Origin of the sequence: Modestobacter muralis, assembly GCF_010682105.1 — a bacterium.
GTDB classification, from domain to species: domain Bacteria; phylum Actinomycetota; class Actinomycetes; order Mycobacteriales; family Geodermatophilaceae; genus Modestobacter; species Modestobacter muralis.
On the sequence record NZ_JAAGWH010000012.1, the window covers coordinates 1 to 14,266 of the forward strand.

The window sequence follows — 14,266 nt, forward strand, 5'->3', positions numbered from 1 at the left end:
CCGGTCAGCCGCCGCAGCATCGACGGCGATCAGTGCGGCCGCGGTGCGCTCCTGCAGCCGGACCGGCGTCTCCCCCGCACGCGCCCACCCCAGCGCCTGGGCCTCGACCTCGGCCACGACCGCCGGCTCCACCTGGCCACCCGCGGCCTGCGACTGACCGGCCAACGCCCGCACGATCGCGTTCGCCCGCGGCTCGTCCACCAACCCGTCCGCCAACGCACCCCAGGTCGCGGGCAGCTCGCGCACCAGCGCCAATGACCGCTCGGCCAACCCCGTCGCCGCACTGAGCGAGACGCCCTTGAGCATCGCAAGCTCGTCGACCAGGAACTCCGAGACACCGACCGGCACCCGGGTCGGGGCCCAGCCCTCGACCCCGTGGCCGGGTTGGTCGTCGGTGAGGTCGGTCTGGGCCGGACGGCGGGCGGCCAGCTCCGCCACCACCACCGCCTCGTACGCAGCCAGCTGGGCGCGGCCGTCAGCGACCGCACGCATCTCGCGCACCAGCTCGTCCTCGGTGCACAGTTCCGGCACCAGCACCTCCGACAGCCGGGTCCGACGGCGCGTCGCCCCGGGCGGGGGTGGTACCCAGGCAGCCCGGGGCTCGGCACGGTCGACGACCGTCAGCCCCACCCCGTAGCCGCCTCCGAACATGCCCCCACGCTAGCCAGTGGGTACGACAGTTCCCGCAGCTCAGGCGTGTCCTTGCCCAGGCACGAGACACCCGTCGAGCGGCCCGCCCTCATGCTCCCCATGCCGCACCTCGCCAGCAGGGCCGTGGCCGACCCAGCCTCCAGCGAGAGCCGGCCAGCAGCACCGCACCCAGCGCACGGAGCCGGGTGGCGGGCCGGCACCCACCCGGCCTCCCGGGCGGGAAGGCGGTGGACTCGTCACCCCACAGCGGGCAGGGTCGGCGGTGTGCAGCTGCCTCCGCTCGACGAGATCCTCGTCCGCCGACTGATCGCCGCACAGTTCCCGCAGTGGGCCGGCCTGCCCGTCACCCGCGTCGAGCCGGGCGGCTGGGACAACCGCACCTTCCGGCTCGGCACGGAGCTGCTGGTCCGCCTCCCCAGCGCCGCTGAGTACGCCGAGGCGGTCGCCAAGGAGCAGCTCTGGCTGCCCGTGCTGGCCCCACAGCTGCCGCAACCGGTCCCCGTCCAACTGGCCGCCGGCGCGCCCGGCGAGGGCTTCCCGTGGCCGTGGTCGGTGTACGGCTGGCTGGACGGTGAGGACGCCGCCACCTCACCGGTCCGCGACCTCGCCGCCCTCGCCGCCGATCTTGCCGCTTTCCTGGGCGCGCTGCAGGCGATCGACCCCTCCGGAGGACCGACCCCCGGAGCACACAACTGGTTCCGCGGCGCACCGCTGACCCACTACGACGACGAGACCCGGCAGGCGCTGGACGTCCTGGGCGACGCCGTCGACCGCCGGGTCGCCCTCAGGGTCTGGGACACCGCCCTCTCGACGACCTGGCCGCACCCACCACGCTGGTTCCACGGCGACGTCGCGGTCGGCAACCTGCTGGTCCGCGACGACCGCCTCGCCGGCGTCATCGACTTCGGCACCTGCGGCGTCGGCGACCCCGCCTGCGACCTGGTCATCGCCTGGACGCTCCTCGACGGCCCCAGCCGGACGGCGTTCCGCGACGGCCTCGACCTGGACGACGACACGTGGGACCGGGCGCGCGGCTGGGCGCTGTGGAAGGCGCTGATCGTCCGCGCCGGTCTGGTCGGCACCACCGCCGTCGAGCAGCGGCACACCGGGCGCGTGCTCCGGGAGCTGCTGACCTAGCGCTTCGTGCCGCGGTGCAGCGCGACGACGCCGCCGGTGAGGTCGCGCCACTCGACGCCGGACCACCCGGCCTGCTGCAGCCACCCCGCCAGCTCGGCCTGTGCCGGCCACGCCCGGATCGACTCCGCCAGGTAGACGTAGGCCTCGGGGTTGCTGCTCACCGCCCGGGCGATCGCCGGCAGGGCGCGCATCAGGTACTCGGTGTAGACGGTGCGGAACGGCCCCCAGACCGGGCTGGAGAACTCGCAGACCACGAGCGTGCCGCCGGGCCGGGTGACCCGGGAGAACTCCCGCAGCGCGGCCACCGGGTCGGCCACGTTCCGCAGCCCGAAGGAGATGACGACGCCGTCCACGCTCTCGTCGGCCAGCGGCAGCGCCATCGCGTCCCCGGCGACCTTGGGCACGTCCCGCGACGCCCCGGCCCACAGCATCCCCTGGGAGAAGTCGCAGGCGATCGCGTGGACGCCGTCGGCGGCGAGCTCGACGGTGGAGACCGCCGTCCCGGCCGCGACGTCGAGCACGGTGGCCCCGGGGCGGGCGCCGAGCGCCTCGCGGGTGGCCCGCCGCCACCCGGCGTCCAGACCGCCGGAGAGCACCGTGTTGGTCAGGTCGTAACGGCCGGCCACGCGGTCGAACATCGCGGCGACCTCCGCCGGGCGCTTGTCCAGCCCGGCCCGCACGCCCGTCGCCTCTGCTCGTCCACCGATCGCCACGTCGGCGACGCTACCCGTGGGCCTCCTACCCTGGAGCGGTGACCACGACCACCGCGAGGGCCGCTGCGGTGACCACGACCCCCCTGGGCACCCGCCGCACCCCGCTGCTCTCGCTGGTGCCCGCCGACGGCGCGCTGGCCTGGGTGCGCCGCGGCGAGGGCCTGGTCGGCTGGGGCGAGGCCGACCGCCTGGAGGTCAGCGGACCCGACGCCCTCCGCGAGGCCGCCGCGTGGTGGGCCGACCGGTGCGCCCGCACCGCGGTCACCGACCCCCTCGGCGTCCCCGGGTCCGGCCCGGTCGTGTTCGGCTCGATCGCCTTCGACCCCACGGCCGGGACGTCGGTGTTCGTCGTCCCGGAGGTCGTCGTGGGCCGCCGGGACGGCCGGACCTGGGTGACCGTCACCGGCGAGGACCCCGACGCGGTCGTCGAGACCTCCGAGCAGCACGCGGCCACCTCCATCGGCCGGCTCGCCTACGCGAACGGGGCACTGGACCCGGTCGCCTGGTGCGGCGCGGTCGCCACCGCGGTCTCCCGGATCGAGGCCGGCGAGCTGGACAAGGTCGTGCTCGCCCGCGACCTGCTCGTCTCCGCCGACCGGCCGCTGGACCCCCGCCGGCTGCTGCTGCGGCTGGCCGAGCGGTTCCCCGACACCTGGACCTTCGCCGTCGACGGCCTGCTCGGCGCCACCCCCGAGCTGCTGCTGCGCCGCACCGGCCGCGACATCGACTCCCGCGTGCTGGCCGGCACCGCCCCCCGCGGCGCGGGCGCCGAGGACGACCGGCTGGCCGCCGGCCTCGAGGACTCGGTCAAGGACCACGCCGAGCACGCCTACGCCGTCGACTCCCTCGCCGACGCGCTGCGGCCCTTCGTCGAGGAGCTGCACGTCCCCGAGCGGCCGGCCGTGCTGACCCTGCCCAACGTGCGGCACCTGGCCAGCGACGTCCACGGCCGCCAGCGGGACGGCGACCCCACGGGGCTGCTGGAGCTGGTCGGTGCCGTGCACCCCACCGCCGCGGTCTGCGGCAGCCCGACGCCGGCCGCCGCCCGGGTCATCGGCGAGCTCGAGGGCATGGACCGCGGCCGGTACGCCGGGCCCGTCGGCTGGCTGGACTCCCGCGGCGACGGCGAGTTCGGCCTGGCCCTACGCTGCGCCCAGCTCACCGGCGCCGACGGCGGCCGGCAGGCGCGGCTGTTCGCCGGCTGCGGCATCGTCGCCGGCTCCGACCCCATCGCCGAGCTGGCCGAGACCCAGGCCAAGCTGGCCGCCTTCCAGGCCGCGCTGGAGGACTGACCCTCCCTCCTCTGGGGGGACGGGAGCCGGCGGCACTGGAGCGGCGGGCCCGACCTGCCGACACCTCACAGGACGACATCCGTCGACCGGGAGGACATCGCACCCATGGGCACCACGACGGCCACCACTCGCGGACGGGCGACCGTCGGCGGCTGGCTGCTGGTCGCCACCGCCCTCGCCCTGGTCCTGACCGCCTCGTTCCCGACCGAGTCCCTGCTCACCGAGGTGAGCTACCTCCTGGTCAGCGCCGGCGCCGCGACGGCCGCCTGGGTCGGCTCCCGACGACGCGGCCCCGGTGGCGGCACCCGCCGGCTGGCCGTGGCCCTCACGCTCAACGCCGTCGGTGACCTCGTGTGGCAGCTGCAGGACTGGCTGGCCGGGAGCACCCCGGAGGTGTCCCTCGCCGACGTGGCCTACCTGGGCAGCTACGTGGCCCTGGGCGCCGCGCTGGTCGCCCACGCCGGGGGCGGTGCGACCAGCCCCCGCGAGCGCCTCCACGCGCTGTTGGACGCCGCGGCCGTGCTGATCGCCGCGCTGCTGGTGGTGTGGCAGGCCTCGATCGGCACCACCCTCACCGACGACTCGCTCACCCTGGTCAGCAAGGTCGTGCTGGCCGCCTACCCGGTGCTGGACGTGCTGGCCGTCGGCCTCGTCGTCCGTGCGGTCGTGCTGCGCGCCCGGCTCGACCTCCGCGCGGTGCTGCTGGCCCTCGGCGCCGCCGCCTGGGCCGCCTCGGACCTGGGGTGGCTGCTCCTGGCCGCCGCGGAGGGGATCGGGGACTGGCTCAGCGCCGGCTGGCTGGCTGGCGCGGTGGGCCTCGCCGCGGCGGTCTGGGCTCCCCCGTCCACCGCCCCGGAGCATCCGCCCACCGACTCGGTGATCGGCCACTGGCGGGTCACCTGCGCGTTCCTGCCACTCCTGGTACCCGGCATCATCGAGTTCGACGCCTGGCTGACCGGCATCGACGTGAGCCCGCTGCCCGGCCTGCTCGCCACCGTGGTCCTCACCGTGCTGGTCGTCGTCCGGGCGCAGCGGCTGCTCGCCGACGCCGTCCACTCCCGCGCCGACGTCCGGTCGCTGGCCCGCCGCTACGAGGCGCTGGCGCTCAACTCCTCCGACGCCGTGGCCGTCGTCGACCCCGCCGGCGTGCTGACCTCGGACTCCGCGTCGTTGGCCGAGCTCCTCGGCCAGCCCGGCCAGGCCGGGCGGTCGCTCCCGCAGCTGCTGAGCAGCATCGGCGTCGACCCCGCCGACGTGCACGGGGTGCTCGCACGGGCCACCGCCCTGCCCGGCGAGCCGGTCGAGCTGGAACTGCGCGGTGGGCACCCCACCGGCGGCGTGGTCTGGCTCGGCGGCCGGGCCGTCGACCTGCGCACCGACCCCGACGTCGAGGGCATCGCCGTCAACGTCTACGACATCACCGCCCGCAAGCTGGCCGAGGCCGAGCTCGCCCACCAGGCCTTCTACGACGGCCTGACCGGGCTGGCCAACCGTGCGCTGTTCCTGGACCACACCGAGCAGGCACTGCGCCGGGCCGGCCGCACCGGCAGCCCGCCGATCGTGCTGTGCCTGGACCTCGACGGGTTCAAGGACGTCAACGACAGCCTGGGCCACCTGGCCGGTGACGAGCTGCTGTGCACGATCGCCGGCCGCCTGCTGGGCGCGGTGCGGTCCGCCGACACCGTCGCCCGGCTGGGTGGGGACGAGTTCGCCGTCCTGCTCGACGACACCCGCGGCGGCGTGCCGTTGGCCTCCACACTGTCCGAGCGGCTGCTGGAGGTCATCGGCGAGCCGGTCGAGCTCGGTGGGCACCGGGTGCGGGTCGCAGCCAGCATCGGCATCGTCGCCGCCGACACCGGCGCCACCCCACTGTCGCTCTTCCGCGACGCCGACATCGCCATGTACCGCGCCAAGGCCGCCGGCCGCGCCCAGGCCGTCGTGTTCGACCCGGGCATGCGGGCGGCCGCGCTGCAGCGGATCGAGCTCGAGCGCGAGCTCGCCGGGGCGCTGTCGGCCGGTCAGCTGCGGCTGGTCTACCAACCCGTGGTCGACCTGCAGACCGAGTGCGTCGTCGGGTTCGAGGCGCTGCTGCGCTGGCAGCACCCCACGCTCGGGGCGGTCGGGCCGGACCGGTTCGTCCCGCTCGCCGAGGACACCGGCTCCATCGTGCCCATCGGCCGGTGGGTGCTCGCCGAGGCCACCCGCACCGCCGCACGCTGGCAGCGGGACCACCCCTCGGCCACCCCGCTGTCGATGGCGGTCAACGTCTCCGCCCGGCAGCTGGCCGACGGCACGCTGCTCGCCGACGTCGCCGAGGCGGTGGCCACCAGCGGCATCTCGCCGTCCTCACTGGTCCTGGAGGTGACCGAGACCGCGCTGGTCACCGACCCCGACGCCGTGGCCGAACAGCTGCTCGCGCTGCGCGGCCTGGGCGTGCGCCTGGCGCTGGACGACTTCGGCACCGGCTACTCCTCGCTGAGCTACCTGCGCCAGTTCCCGGTCGACGTGCTCAAGATCGACCGTTCCTTCGTCGACCTGCTCGACGGCTCGGCCGAGGACGCCGCCATCGTGCACGGCCTGGTGCAACTGGGCCGCACCCTGAAGCTGGAGATCGTCGCCGAGGGCGTGGAGACCGAGGCCCAGCGCGACCGGCTGCGCGCCGAGCGGTGCCAGCTCGCGCAGGGCTGGCTGTTCGCCCCCGCGCTGGAGGCCGACGAGGCCGAGCGGCTGCTGCTGTCCCGGGCCCTGCAGACCTCGGACCCGCTCAGCCAGAGCTGAGCCGGCCCAGCGCCGCGGCCGCGACCTCCCGCAACCGGGTCCCCAGCGCCGCCTCGGCGGCGGCGTCGGTGCGGACCACGACCACCCGCGGACCGCCGGCGCCCAGCGCTTCCACCAGCTGCGCCGGGTCGCTGACCGCGGTCGCCGCCCAGCCCAGCGCGCGGGCCACCGCCACCAGGTCCCGGCCGTGCGGGGTGCCGAACACCCGGCGGAACGAGGCGGCGTGCTGCGGCTGCCCGGGCTCCAGGGTGGTGAAGATGCCACCGCCGTCGTTGTCCGGGACGACGACGGTCAGGTCGGGCCGCTGCTCCCCCGACCCGGTCAGCAGGCCGGTGAGGTCGTGCAGGAACGTCAGATCGCCCATCAGCGCGAACGCCGGCCCGCCCCCGGCGCCCTGGTGCGCCAGCGCCGCGCCCACCGCGGTGGAGATCGTGCCGTCGATGCCGGCCACACCGCGGTTGGCCAGCACGGTGAGCCCCGGCCGCGGCACGGCGAGCCGGTCGACGTCGCGCACCGGGGTGGAGGAGCCGAGCACCAGCAGCGCCCCGGCCGGCAGGGTCGCCACCAGGTCGCGGGCCAGCCGCGCCGCGGTCAGCCCCCGGCCGGGGACGTCGTCGAGCTCCGCGTCGACCGCGCGGCCCACCCGGTCGGCCGCCGCCGACCAGTCCGCGGCCCAGCCCCCGGCCACCGACCCGGCCCCCGGCGCCCGGCCGGGGTCGCGCAGCGCCAGACCCGGGTCCAGCTGCGCACTGCCGACGACGGCGGTGCTCCGGGACGGGTCGGCCCAACGCGGCGAGGGCGAGTAGGTCTGCACGGCCACCGCGGGGTCGGCCAGCAGCGCGTTCACCGGCCGGGACAGCGTCGGGCGGCCCACCACGACCACCCGGTCGGGCCGGTGCGCGGCCAGCCAGCCGGGTGACCCGAGCAGCAGGGCCGGCCCGCGCAGCGCGCCCGCGGCACCCCAGGCACCGCTGCTGGGCTCGGCCAGCACCGGCCACCCGCGCTGGTCGGCGACGACGGCGGCGGCCCGGCCGACCGCGGTCGGTGCGTCACCGGCGACCACCAGCGTGCGGTCGCTCCCCGCGGGGTCGACGTCGGTCAGCGGGGCGCTGCGCGGCCCACCGACGCCCGCCGTCACGGTCCACGGCTCGCCGTCCGGCCGTCCGGCGAGGTCCCCGGCCAGGCGTCCCGGCCGGGCCCCGGGGCCGGCGTCGTCGGGCATCAGCGGCTCGCGCAGCGCCAGGTTCAGGTGCACCGGGCCCGGGTCGCCGGACAGCTCACCGCGCGCCACCACCAGCGCCTTGGCCACGACCGAGCGCCAGTACCGGTTCTGCGCGGCCTCCCGGCCGACCTCGGGCACCCCGACGTCCAGCGCCCAGCGCACCGCGCCGCCGTAGAGCCCGACCTGGTCGATCGTCTGGTTGGCGCCGGTGGCGCGCAGCTCCGGCGGCCGGTCGGCGGTGAGCGCCAGCAGCGGCACCCCGCTCTCGTGCGCCTCGAGCACCGCGGCGTGCAGGTGGGCGGTCGCCGTGCCGGAGGTGGTGAGCACCGGCACCGGCCGGCCGCTGGACTTCGCCAGCCCGAGCGCGAGGAAGGCCGCCGTCCGCTCGTCGATCCGCACGTGCAGCCGCAGCCGGCCGGCGACCTCGGCGTCGGCCAGCGCCACCGCCACCGGCGCGGACCGGGACCCCGGTGAGAGCACGGCGTCGGTGACGCCGCCGCGGACCAGCTCGTCGACGAGGACCCGGGCGAAGGCGGTGGCCGGGTTCACGCCTGCACCGCCGCCAGCCGGGCGAGCCAGCGCCGCGTGGTCTCGGGGTCGGCAGCGGTCTCCGCGAGGCGGTCCGGGGTCACGGCGCGCACCGGCAGCGCCCCGTCGACCGGCAGCAGCGGGTCGGCGGTGACGTCGTCGGTGAACAGCGCGACGGTGGCCAGCCCGCAGGCGAAGGGCAGCTCGGGCAGCGCCGCGGCCAGGGCGACGCCGGCGGCGATGCCCACCGAGCTCTCCAGAGCCGAGGAGACGACGCAGGGCAGGCCGTGCGCCTGCGCGACCTCCAGCGCCGCGCGCACCCCACCCAGCGGCTGGACCTTCAGGACGACGACGTCCGCGGCCTCGCGCAGGTCGACCCGGCGCGGGTCGGCGGCGCGGCGGACCACCTCGTCGGCGGCGATCCGGACGTCGACCCGGCGGCGCAGCTGCGCGAGCTCCTCGACCGTGGCGCACGGCTGCTCGACGTACTCCAGTCCGACGCGGTCCAGGGCGGTGATGCGGGCGACCGCGGTCTCGACGTCCCAGGCGGTGTTGGCGTCGACCCGGATGCCCCCGTCCGAGCCGAGCGCGTCCCGGACCGCCTCGACCCGGGCCTCGTCCTCGCCCGGGTCCTGCCCGGGCTCGGCGACCTTGACCTTGGCGGAGCGGCAGCCCGACGCGGTGACGATCGCGTGCGCCCGCTCCGGCCCGACGGCCGGCACGGTGACGTTGACCGGCACGCTCGTGCGCAGCGGCGCGGGCCAGCCCAGGACGGCGGCCTCGTGCGCGGCGGCCCACCAGCGGCGGCTCTCGGCGACGTCGTAGTCCCAGAAGGGGGAGAACTCGCCCCAGCCGGCCGGCCCGCGCAGCAGCACCCCGTCGCGGACGTCGATGCCGCGGAAGCGGGTGCGCAGCGGCACCCGGTAGACCGAGGTCTCCAGGGCCGGCGCGGCGGACACGGGGGCGGGGACCACGGGCACCAGCCTAGGCGCGCCGCACCCGGTGTCCCGGCGGCATCCGGTGTCCCGCGCACCGGCTTGCCCTACCGTTCCCTGCGGCTGCGGGCACGTCCGCCCGGGTCCCGTGCACGTCGAACCACCCGGAGGTCGCAGTGGCAGCTCGGACGGGGCACCTGCCCGCCGCGGACCGCTCGCCGCGGTACCCCGGTGGCCCGGTGCGGTGCGGGGTGCGCGGCTGCGGCTGCGAGGACCCGCGGGTGCTGCTCAACGCCGCCAACGCGGTCACCGTGCTGCGGACGCTGGCCTCGCTCGGCCTGGTCGTCGGGGCGGCCGCCGCGCACTCGTGGCCGCTGCTGCTGGCCGCCTACCTGACCTACTGGATCGGCGACTCCGCCGACGGCAACATCGCCCGGTTCCAGCACCAGGAGACCCGCTTCGGCGCGTACTTCGACGTCGTCTGCGACCGCGTCAACTGCATCAGCTGCGCCCTGGTGTTCCTGCAGTTCGTCGACGCGCCCTGGCCGATCGCGGTGTTCCTGTTCCAGTTCGTCGTCGTCGACCTGCCGCTGACCCTGCTGCCGATGCGCTGGCCGGTGCTCTCGCCCAACTACTTCTTCCTGATCGACCGGCTGGCCTACACGCTCAACTGGCACGTGGTCGCGAAGGTCACCAACACCACCCTGCTGATCACCCTGCTGGTCCTGCTGCCCGACCAGCAGTGGATCGCCCTGGTCGCCGCCTCGACCGTGCTGGTGATCAAGCTGTGGTCGCTGGGCCGGGTGCTGCGGCTCACCGTCCCCAGGGACACCCCGCACGTGCCCCAGGGGATGCTCGCCGGTGCCTGATGCCGGCACGATCGGCCTGATCGCGCTCGGCCTGCTCGTCGGCGCGGTCTCGGCCGTCACCCCGTTCCTCCCCGTCGAGGCCTACGTCATCGGCCTGGCCGTGCAGAACACCCAGACCGTCGCCGTCGCCGGCGCGGTCGCCGCCGCGATGGGGCAGACCGTGGGCAAGGTGCTGCTGTTCACCACCGCCCGCGGCGCCACCAGCTCGCGGTGGCTGACCCGGCTGCGCGACCGCGGCGCGAAGGAGGCCGCGGAGATCGCCGCCGCCGAGGAGGCCGGGGAGCAGCCGCCGGGCGGGCCGGTCAAGCGGGCCCTGCGCCCGGTCGGCCGCTGGCTCAAGCGGGTCAACGCCCTCGGCGTCCGGCTGCTGTCGGGCCGCTGGGGCCCGGCGGTGGTGTTCCTGTCCGGCTCGGTCGGCATCCCGCCGCTGCTGGCCATCGCCTTCTACGCCGGGACGTCGCGGATGAGCCTGAAGGCGTTCATCGTCACCTGCCTGGCCGGCCGCACCGTCCGCTTCGTGGCCCTGGCGCTGGTGCCCGACCTGGTGCCCGACCTGTTCTGAGCGGGTCCGGCCGGGGCGCGCCGTAGCCTGACTCCTCGTGGTGGTCCCGAGCGCGCGGCAGCTGGCCCTGGTGCCCGCGCCCCCTCCCGAGGCCGCCGGCACCGCGCTGACCACCGTCTGGCCGGCGCTGCGCCGCGCCCTGGACGGCGGTGCCCCGGTGGCCGTGCTGCCCGCCGGCACCGGCCCGGCCGACGCCGCCCGGGCGCTGCTACGCCCCGACGAGCCGCTGGAGCCGGGCACCGACCTCGTGGTGGTCACCTCCGGGTCCACCGGGGGCGGGCGGGGCGTCCTGCTGTCGGCGGCCGCGCTGCGCGCCTCGGCCACCGCCACCCTGGACCGGCTGGGCGGTCCGGGCGGCTGGCTGCTAGCGCTGCCGACCTCGGCCGTGGGCGGGCTGCAGGTGCTGGTCCGCAGCGCCCTGGCCGGGCGCGAGCCCGCCGTCCTGGCCCGCGGCGAGCGGCTCGCCGACGCGGTGGGCCGGCTGCCCGAGGGCGACCGGCGCTACACCTCGCTGGTGCCCACCCAGCTGCGGCGGTACCTGGCCGAGGAGCCCGACGTGCTGGCGTCCTTCGCCGCGGTGCTGGTCGGCGGGGCGGCCACCGACGCCGGTCTGCTCGACGCGGCCCGCGCCGCCGGGGTGCGGGTGCGCACGACCTACGGGATGAGCGAGACCGCCGGCGGCTGCGTCTACGACGGGGTGCCGCTGGACGGCGTCTCCGTGCGGGTGGCCGACGAGAACGGCGGGCGGGTGGGCGACGGCATCGAGCTGGCCGGCTCGGTCCTGGCGCACGGCTACCGGCTCGACCCGGCCGGCACCGCCGAGGCCTTCCGCGACGGCTGGTTCGCCACCCGGGACGCCGGCTCGCTGGCCGCCGACGGCACCCTCACCGTGCACGGCCGGCTGGACGACGTGCTGATCAGCGGCGGGGTCAACGTGTCCCCGCAGGCCGTCGAGGCGGTGCTGCGCGAGCACCCCGCGGTCGCCGACGCCGTCGTCGCCGGGCTGCCCGACCCCGAGTGGGGCCAGCGCGTGGTCGCCGCCGTCGTGCCCACCCCCGGCGCCGTGCCCGACCTCGCCGAGCTGCGGCCCTGGGTGGCCGGCCGGCTCGGCCCCGCCGCCGCCCCGCGCGTGCTCACCCTGATCGACGCCGTGCCGACCCTGCACACCGGCAAGCCCGACCGCCGTTCCGTCACCGAGATGCTCGCCCGAGGAGACCTGTAGTGGCCACCCCCGCCCAGTGGCTGGAGGGTGCCCGTCCCCGCACCCTGCCCGCCGCGCTCGCCCCCGTCCTCGTCGGCTCCGGGGTCGCCGCCGCCCTCGACGGCTTCCGGCTCGGCCCGGCGCTGCTGGCCCTCGTCGTCGCGCTGTCGCTGCAGGTCGCGGTCAACTACGCCAACGACTACTCCGACGGCAAGCGCGGCACCGACGCCGTCCGGGTGGGGCCGATGCGGCTGGTCGGCTCCGGGGCCGCGACGCCGCAGCAGGTGCTGGTCGCGGCGATGATCGCCTTCGCCGTCGCCGGGCTCGCCGGGCTGGCGCTCGCCGCGGTCTCCAGCTGGTGGATGGTCGCCGTCGGCGCGGTCTCGATCCTGGCGGCCTGGACCTACACCGGCGGGCCGATCCCCTACGGCTACCGGGCCCTCGGCGAGGTCTTCGTCTTCGTCTTCTTCGGCCTGGTCGCCGTGGTCGGGACGACGTTCGGGCAGACCCGCAGCCTCGACGGGCTGGCGTTCGCCGCCGCCGTCCCGATCGGGCTGCTGTCGGTGGCGCTGCTGGTGGTCAACAACCTGCGCGACGTGCACGGGGACGCCGCCGTCGGCAAGCGGACCCTCGCGGTGCTGCTCGGCGAGGCCCGCACCCGGATCGCCTACACCGGGCTGCTGGTCGTCGCGTTCGCCTGCATCGTGGCCATCGGGGTCGAGCGGCCGTGGGCGCTGCTGGGCCTGCTCGCCGCGCCGCTGGCCGTGCCACCGGTGCGCACCGTCCTCGGCGGCGGGCGGGGTCCGCTGCTGATCGGCACGCTCAAGGCCACCGGTCAGCTCACCTTGGCCACGGGCGTCCTGCTCGCCCTCGGCCTCGCCCTCAGCTGAGGTCGTCGCCGCCGCGGAGCTCGGTGCGGAGGCGCTCCTTGTGCTCGGCGCGGGCCACCAGCGCGGTGGTCAGCCGGGTGCGCACCGGGGCGAGCGCCAGGTAGGCCACCGGCATGGCCAGCAGCACGCCGAAGAGGAAGCCCGGGGTGCCCGGCAGGCCGAGGACCCACAGCAGCGCGATCAGCGCGGCGGCGATGGCCAGCCGGCCCAGGGTGTAGACCACCAGCCACTTCGCCACCTGGGGCTGCTCGCCCGGCACCCGGGTCGATCCCCCGGTCTCGACGGGTCCGGCCTCGGTCGGTCGGGCCTTGATCGGTTCAGCCATGACGGCCCTCCCACTTGGTCGACAGGACGACGGTCGTCCGGGTCCGGGCGACGCCCCTGATCCTGTTCAACGCACTGATGGTGTCCTCGAGTGCCCGGATGTCGGGGACCCGGACCTTGAGCACGTACCCCTCGCTGCCGGCGACCCGCCAGCAGTCCTCGACGGAGGGCAGCTCGGCAAGCGCCTGCTCGAGCCCGGTGTCGTCGACCTGGTCGCTCTCGATCACCCCGACCAGGGCGGTGACGCCCAGGCCGACCGTGGCCGGGTCGACGACCGCCTGGTAGCCGGTGATGACCCCCGCGGCCTCCAGCTTGCCGACCCGCTCGTGCACCGAGGGGGCGGAGAGCCCGACCTGACGGGCGAGCTCGGCGTAGCTGGCCCGGCCGTTGGCCCGCAGCAGGCCGACCAGCTGCTCGTCCACCGCGTCGATGTCGGCCTCCGGCTCCTCGGGGCGCCCGCCGGGGCGCTGCTGTGCGGGTCCCGCCCGGACGGACGGTGCGATCCCCTCCCCCGAGTATCGCCGCGGTCGTACATTGGAGGAGATGAGGGGGGTGGCCGGATGGTCTTCCTGGTCCTGATGGTGATCGCGGTGGTCGCGGTCGTGCTGGTCATGCGCGCAGGTTCTGCCTCGGGTGGCGGGCCAGGCGGCTCCGGACGACCGGGGAGCGGTCCCCGTGGCCCCCGGCCGCAGCGGCCGACCCGGCTGATCGCACCGGACGACGACCCGGACTTCATCCGGGAGCTCGAGCGCCGCACCCGCCGGGACGACGGCAGCCTCAGCTAGACGCCGGGCCCCCGTACACAGCACGAGCCGTCAGCCCACCGGGCTGACGGCTCGTCGCCGTCCTGCAGGGTCCTTCCGTCAGGCCGCGTCGTCCTGGCGTGCGCCGCCGAACAGCCGGCGCCAGCCACCGCGGCTGCGGGCGGGGCGCTGCTCCGCCGCGCCGGCGGAGTCCGCGTCGCCGGCCGGCCAGCCGAGCCCGCTGCCGTCGGCCGGGTCGCCGGGCCAGCCGAGGCCGCCGGTGCCGTCTGCGCCGACCGGGACCAGCCCGGGGGCGTGCCGCGGTGCGACCGGCTCCGCCGGGGCCGGACGCTGCGCGAGCGCGGCGGCCACGAACGGGTCGACACCGGCTCCGTCGTCAGCTGAGTGCTTACCCACCGTG

The 14,266-nt window shown here is 76.5% G+C and carries 14 protein-coding genes and 1 pseudogene; 8 read left to right on the forward strand and 7 right to left on the reverse strand.

The window, feature by feature from the left end; all coding sequences use genetic code 11:
* Positions 1 to 651: pseudogene (locus tag GCU67_RS03435) on the reverse strand (hypothetical protein); the annotation flags it as partial.
* Positions 652 to 915: 264 nt separating this feature from the next.
* On the opposite strand from GCU67_RS03435, the gene GCU67_RS03440 reads away from it, so the two are divergent.
* The gene (locus tag GCU67_RS03440) at positions 916 to 1,788 is read left to right on the forward strand and encodes an aminoglycoside phosphotransferase family protein (protein ID WP_211660701.1); all 873 of its coding nucleotides are present in this window, start codon (positions 916 to 918) and stop codon (positions 1,786 to 1,788) included.
* On the opposite strand, the gene GCU67_RS03445 is transcribed toward GCU67_RS03440, so the two are convergent.
* On the reverse strand, positions 1,785 to 2,501 hold the full coding sequence (locus tag GCU67_RS03445) for a demethylmenaquinone methyltransferase (RefSeq protein WP_163609700.1): 717 nt from the start codon (positions 2,499 to 2,501) through the stop codon (positions 1,785 to 1,787). The two genes, GCU67_RS03440 and GCU67_RS03445, sit on opposite strands and share 4 nt — an antisense overlap.
* A 38-nt stretch (positions 2,502 to 2,539) precedes the next feature.
* Between GCU67_RS03445 and GCU67_RS03450 the strand changes: the two genes are divergently transcribed.
* Both GCU67_RS03450 and GCU67_RS03455 read left to right on the forward strand, forming a co-directional pair.
* A complete protein-coding gene (locus GCU67_RS03450; RefSeq protein ID WP_163609701.1) occupies positions 2,540 to 3,793 on the forward strand; it encodes an isochorismate synthase in 1,254 nt (417 codons plus the stop codon).
* A gap of 105 nt (positions 3,794 to 3,898) precedes the next feature.
* The gene (locus GCU67_RS03455) at positions 3,899 to 6,571 is read left to right on the forward strand and encodes a putative bifunctional diguanylate cyclase/phosphodiesterase (RefSeq protein ID WP_163609702.1); all 2,673 of its coding nucleotides are present in this window, start codon (positions 3,899 to 3,901) and stop codon (positions 6,569 to 6,571) included.
* On the opposite strand, the gene menD is transcribed toward GCU67_RS03455, so the two are convergent.
* Both menD and GCU67_RS03465 read right to left on the reverse strand, forming a co-directional pair.
* A complete protein-coding gene (gene menD / locus GCU67_RS03460) occupies positions 6,558 to 8,342 on the reverse strand; it encodes a 2-succinyl-5-enolpyruvyl-6-hydroxy-3-cyclohexene-1-carboxylic-acid synthase (protein WP_163609703.1) in 1,785 nt (594 codons plus the stop codon). The genes GCU67_RS03455 and menD overlap by 14 nt on opposite strands.
* Entirely contained in the window at positions 8,339 to 9,295 is a 957-nt protein-coding gene (locus GCU67_RS03465; RefSeq protein ID WP_163609704.1) for an o-succinylbenzoate synthase, read from the reverse strand. The genes menD and GCU67_RS03465 overlap by 4 nt, the downstream gene beginning before the upstream one ends.
* Before the next feature lie 137 nt (positions 9,296 to 9,432).
* On the opposite strand from GCU67_RS03465, the gene GCU67_RS03470 reads away from it, so the two are divergent.
* The 4 genes from GCU67_RS03470 to GCU67_RS03485 are packed head-to-tail and all read left to right on the forward strand — an operon-like array spanning position 9,433 to position 12,778.
* Positions 9,433 to 10,125: a CDP-alcohol phosphatidyltransferase family protein gene (locus tag GCU67_RS03470; protein WP_163609705.1), complete on the forward strand. Its 693-nt coding sequence runs from the start codon at positions 9,433 to 9,435 to the stop codon at positions 10,123 to 10,125.
* Entirely contained in the window at positions 10,118 to 10,687 is a 570-nt protein-coding gene (locus tag GCU67_RS03475; RefSeq protein WP_163609706.1) for a hypothetical protein, read from the forward strand. The genes GCU67_RS03470 and GCU67_RS03475 overlap by 8 nt, the downstream gene beginning before the upstream one ends.
* A gap of 37 nt (positions 10,688 to 10,724) precedes the next feature.
* On the forward strand, positions 10,725 to 11,909 hold the full coding sequence (gene menE, locus GCU67_RS03480) for an o-succinylbenzoate--CoA ligase (protein WP_338104744.1): 1,185 nt from the start codon (positions 10,725 to 10,727) through the stop codon (positions 11,907 to 11,909).
* Positions 11,909 to 12,778, forward strand: coding sequence for a 1,4-dihydroxy-2-naphthoate polyprenyltransferase (locus GCU67_RS03485; RefSeq protein WP_163609707.1), 870 nt, complete (start codon positions 11,909 to 11,911; stop codon positions 12,776 to 12,778). Before menE ends, GCU67_RS03485 begins: the two co-directional genes overlap by 1 nt.
* Here GCU67_RS03485 and GCU67_RS03490 read toward each other — a convergent pair.
* Complete coding sequence (locus GCU67_RS03490; protein WP_163609708.1) at positions 12,771 to 13,103, reverse strand: DUF4229 domain-containing protein; 333 nt, start codon at positions 13,101 to 13,103, stop codon at positions 12,771 to 12,773. The two genes, GCU67_RS03485 and GCU67_RS03490, sit on opposite strands and share 8 nt — an antisense overlap.
* Positions 13,096 to 13,524, reverse strand: a complete 429-nt coding sequence (locus GCU67_RS22670) for an Lrp/AsnC family transcriptional regulator (protein WP_338104745.1) — start codon at positions 13,522 to 13,524, stop codon at positions 13,096 to 13,098. The genes GCU67_RS03490 and GCU67_RS22670 overlap by 8 nt, the downstream gene beginning before the upstream one ends.
* Positions 13,525 to 13,662: 138 nt before the next feature.
* Here GCU67_RS22670 and GCU67_RS22675 point away from each other — a divergent pair, with 138 nt between their 5' ends.
* A complete protein-coding gene (locus tag GCU67_RS22675) occupies positions 13,663 to 13,887 on the forward strand; it encodes a hypothetical protein (protein ID WP_163609809.1) in 225 nt (74 codons plus the stop codon).
* Between the two features lie 78 nt (positions 13,888 to 13,965).
* On the opposite strand, the gene GCU67_RS03505 is transcribed toward GCU67_RS22675, so the two are convergent.
* Positions 13,966 to 14,262: a hypothetical protein gene (locus tag GCU67_RS03505; protein WP_163609709.1), complete on the reverse strand. Its 297-nt coding sequence runs from the start codon at positions 14,260 to 14,262 to the stop codon at positions 13,966 to 13,968.
* Between the last annotated feature and the right edge of the window lie 4 nt (positions 14,263 to 14,266).

Excerpts from the sequence above, each read along its gene's own strand:
- GCU67_RS03455 (WP_163609702.1), top strand. The coding sequence starts at position 3,899 with ATGGGCACCACGACGGCCACCACTCGCGGACGGGCGACCGTCGGCGGC.
- GCU67_RS22675 (WP_163609809.1), top strand. The coding sequence starts at position 13,663 with ATGGTCTTCCTGGTCCTGATGGTGATCGCGGTGGTCGCGGTCGTGCTG.
- GCU67_RS03490 (WP_163609708.1), bottom strand. The coding sequence starts at position 13,103 with ATGGCTGAACCGATCAAGGCCCGACCGACCGAGGCCGGACCCGTCGAG.